This is a genomic window from Pseudomonas sp. PS02290 (assembly GCF_029960075.1).
Taxonomy (GTDB): Bacteria; Pseudomonadota; Gammaproteobacteria; order Pseudomonadales; family Pseudomonadaceae; genus Aquipseudomonas.
Map to the genome: position 1 here is coordinate 1 of NZ_JASCOY010000192.1, position 3,582 is coordinate 3,582.

Annotated in this window: 3 protein-coding genes and 1 riboswitch; all 3 genes read left to right on the forward strand. The window is 64.3% G+C overall.

Annotated features, from left to right (window positions below; genetic code table 11):
- The first annotated feature begins 212 nt into the window (after nucleotides 1–212).
- A riboswitch (cobalamin riboswitch) is annotated at nucleotides 213–408 on the forward strand.
- Between the two features lie 141 nt (nucleotides 409–549).
- The 3 genes from QMX88_RS29020 to QMX88_RS29030 are packed head-to-tail and all read left to right on the forward strand — an operon-like array spanning nucleotide 550 to nucleotide 3,385.
- The gene (locus QMX88_RS29020; protein WP_282373687.1) at nucleotides 550–1,551 is read left to right on the forward strand and encodes an ABC transporter substrate-binding protein; all 1,002 of its coding nucleotides are present in this window, start codon (nucleotides 550–552) and stop codon (nucleotides 1,549–1,551) included.
- An 11-nt stretch (nucleotides 1,552–1,562) separates the two neighbouring features.
- A complete protein-coding gene (locus tag QMX88_RS29025; RefSeq protein ID WP_282373688.1) occupies nucleotides 1,563–2,594 on the forward strand; it encodes a FecCD family ABC transporter permease in 1,032 nt (343 codons plus the stop codon).
- The gene (locus tag QMX88_RS29030; protein WP_282373689.1) at nucleotides 2,591–3,385 is read left to right on the forward strand and encodes an ABC transporter ATP-binding protein; all 795 of its coding nucleotides are present in this window, start codon (nucleotides 2,591–2,593) and stop codon (nucleotides 3,383–3,385) included. The genes QMX88_RS29025 and QMX88_RS29030 overlap by 4 nt, the downstream gene beginning before the upstream one ends.
- Nucleotides 3,386–3,582: the final 197 nt, after the last annotated feature.

Consider the following 3,582-nt stretch of genomic DNA (forward strand, 5'->3'; position numbering starts at 1 on the left):
CACGAAGGCTGCATTCCAGCCGCTGAAGATTTAGCGGATGGACTGTCCTCTTCGTGAGCAAGCTCACTCCCACAGGTTTTGCATCTCCTTCAGGCGCTGCATCTCCTTCAGCTTTTGCATCTCCCGCAGGTTTAGTGCTGCTCCCGCTACTGCCAGGTGTTTAGCCGCGCTCCGGCGCACGGCCTCCGCATTCGCCTCCACCCGCCGAATCGTTTAGTATCCCCGCCGCCGGTTTCCGCTCGGAATTAATAGGGAATCCCCAGGCGCGTGCTGCGCGCTGAAAGGGAACTGTCCCCGCAACTGTAGGCGCTGAGCCCTGCTTCCTGTTTGCCACTGGGTCACCCCGGGAAGGCCGAAGCACGGCGATGAAGCGCCAGTCAGGAGACCTGCCGGCCAGCATATTCATTCACCGGCGGGGTGTCCGGGGAAGGACTTCCGTTCGTGCGTCGTTCGCGCGCTGTGCTCGCCCTCATCGTAGGAGCGCCTGTCGGGATGGACTTTCCAGTGCCTGCTTCGCCAAGCATTCAGGCTATCTGGAGATCGCTGTTCATGCCGCTGCGCCGCCTCGCCGCCCTGCTCGTCACCCTGACCTTGCCCACTGCCGCCCTCGCGGCGTCGACGATTTACCCCTTGACCGTGGACAACTGCGGCCAAGCGCTGACCTTCACCCACGTGCCGCAGAAAACCGTGACCATTGGCCAGGCGGCCACCGAGATGCTCTACGCCCTCGGACTGGGCCCGAACGTGATCGGCACGTCGCTATGGTTCAACCCCGTCCTGCCCCAGTACCACCCCCTCAACGATGGCATCGCTCGGCTCGCGGATAACGCGCCGAGTTTTGAATCGGTGATCGGCAAACGCCCGGATTTCGTCCCGGTGCAGTTTGAGTGGATGGTCGGGCCACAGGGCGCCGTTGGCACCCGCGAGCAGTTTCGCGACCTGGGCATCCCCACCTACATCCTGCCGTCCGACTGCGAGGGCAAGAACAACCGGGTCGGCGCCGACGGCACGCGCCTCGAAGCCTTCCGCATCGACACGCTGTACAAAAGCCTGCGGCAGCTGGCGCAGATTTTCGACGTGCAGGACCGTGGCGAACGGCTGATCGCGGATTACCAGGCGCGGCTGGCCCGGGCCGTTGCACAGGCGAACGCCCATGCCAACCCGCCCGTCTCGGCGGTGTTCTGGTTTTCCAGCCCGGACATCAACGTCGACCCCTACGTCGCCGGACGCAAGGGCATTCCCAACTTCATGCTCGACACCCTCGGCATGCGTAACGTCATCGACTCCGACGAGGAATGGCCGACCGTGGGCTGGGAAACCATCGCCAAGGCCAACCCGACCGTGCTGGTCATCGCGCGCATGGACCGTCGCCGCTTCCCGGCCGACGATCACGAGAAGAAGCTGGCCTTCCTCCGCTCGGACCCGGTCACACGGAATATGGATGCGGTGAAAAACAATCGCATCGTGATCATGGATGCCAGCGCCATGGAGTCCAGCGTCAGGCTGTTTGACGGCATCGAACAACTGGCCCAGGCCACTCAAGCGCAATGACGTCATTGAGAATGTCCCGCTCAAGCATCGCCCGAATCTTCGGCCACGGTGCCTGGGCCCTCGCGGTGCTGGCGTTGGCGGTGCTGGCGGGCGTGGCGATCGGCGAGACGTCGATCAGCCTGCCGGTGATCGTTCAGGTGCTGGCGAACAAGCTGTGGGCCGCAGGCTATCCCCTCGACCCCATCGATGAGGGCATCGTCTGGAATTACCGCCTGACCCGGGCCATCGTGGCCGCCACCTGCGGCGCAGGGCTGGCGGTGTCGGGCGTGGTCTTGCAATCGCTGCTGCGCAACCCGCTGGCCGATCCCTACTTGCTGGGCATTTCCGCCGGGGCTTCGACCGGCGCAGTGCTGGTGGCGATCATCGGCATCGGTGCCGGGACGATCTCCCTGTCCACCGGCGCGTTTGCCGGGGCAATCGCTGCCTTCGCGCTGGTCGCCTTGCTCGCCCGCTCCTCTCGGGGCCAGACCGCTGCCGGTCAGATCATCCTGGCGGGCATTGCCGGGTCCCAGCTGTTCAACGCCCTGACGTCCTTCCTGATCACCAAGTCGGCCAATGCCGAGCAGGCCCGCGGGATCATGTTCTGGTTGCTGGGCAATCTCAGCGGCGTGCGCTGGTCGTCGGTGGCGCTGTCGGTGCCGGTCGTGGTGCTCGGCTTGCTGGTGTGCCTGTGGCATCGGCGCGCGCTGGATGCGTTCACCTTTGGCAGCGATTCAGCGGCGTCCCTGGGCATTCCGGTGCGCCGGGTGCAGGCCGTGCTGATTCTCACCGCCGCGCTGATGACGGCGGTGATGGTGTCGATCGTCGGCTCCATCGGCTTCGTCGGGCTGGTGATTCCCCACGCGGTGCGCCTGATGGCCGGGGTGCGTCATGCCCGGTTGTTGCCCTTGAGCGCCCTGATTGGCGCGCTGTTCATGATTGCCGCCGATGTGCTGTCGCGCACCTTGATCAAGGGTCAGGTGTTGCCGATCGGGGTCATCACGGCGCTGGTGGGCGCGCCGGTTTTTGCCATGATTCTGGTCCGCGGGAATCGTCCTCGATGAACGCCCGTGAGGAGGTGCCCGGCACCATGCTGGAAGGGAGTGACCTGAGTTATTCGGTCAAGGGCGCGCAACTGCTCAGTGGGGTGAGCCTGGCGATTCGGCCGGGGGAAAACCTGGGGATCGTCGGGCCGAATGGCTCGGGGAAGTCGACGCTGCTGAAGTTGCTGGCGGGGATTCAAAATCCGTCTCGGGGCGACGTTCACTTGGGCGGGAGGCGCTTGTCGTCGCTGAGTCGGCGGGACATTGCGCGGCAGGTGGCGGTGGTGGAGCAGCACGCGCAGACCGGCGACTCGATCAGTCTGTTGCAGGCGGTTGAGTTGGGCCGTACGCCGTGGCTGTCGGCGCTGGCGCCGTGGGGCGCGGACGATGACCGGATTGTGGCGCAGGCGCTGGCGGATGTGAGTGTGCAGCACTTGGCGCATCGGGCGTGGCATACGTTGTCGGGTGGGGAGCAGCAGCGGGGGCATATTGCGCGGGCTTTGGCGCAGCGGCCGCAGGTGTTGTTGCTGGATGAGCCGACGAATCATTTGGATATTCAGCAGCAGTTGTCGATTTTGCGGTTGGTGCAGGATTTGCCGGTGACGACGGTGGTGGCGTTGCATGATTTGAATCAGGCGCTGGGGTGTGATCGTCTGGCGGTGATGGATGGCGGGAGGTTGGTGGCGTTGGGTTCGCCGTTTGATGTGTTGTCGCCGGAGTTATTGGGTGACGTTTTCGGGGTGCGGGGGCATTGGTTGGTTGATCCGTTTGACGGGGCTCGTCTATTGCGGTTGCGGGCGGGTTCCCCTTAAAGATCAAGATACTTGAGATCAAGGGCGTCCGCCTGGGGGCGGACTGTTTCGCCTTCGGCGAGTTACTTGGAAAAGTCGAAAGTCGCACCATCCCCAAGTAACCAAGGGTGCTTGCTCCTGGTTTGGCCCTTCCTTCGTCAGGGTTCCTTCACTCCGGTCTCGCTCCGTGGGCCCGCGCCGAACGGACATCCATGTCC

Coding starts and splice junctions, on each gene's coding strand:
- QMX88_RS29030 (WP_282373689.1), top strand. CDS start 2,591: ATGAACGCCCGTGAGGAGGTGCCCGGCACCATGCTGGAAGGGAGTGAC.
- QMX88_RS29025 (WP_282373688.1), top strand. CDS start 1,563: ATGTCCCGCTCAAGCATCGCCCGAATCTTCGGCCACGGTGCCTGGGCC.
- QMX88_RS29020 (WP_282373687.1), top strand. CDS start 550: ATGCCGCTGCGCCGCCTCGCCGCCCTGCTCGTCACCCTGACCTTGCCC.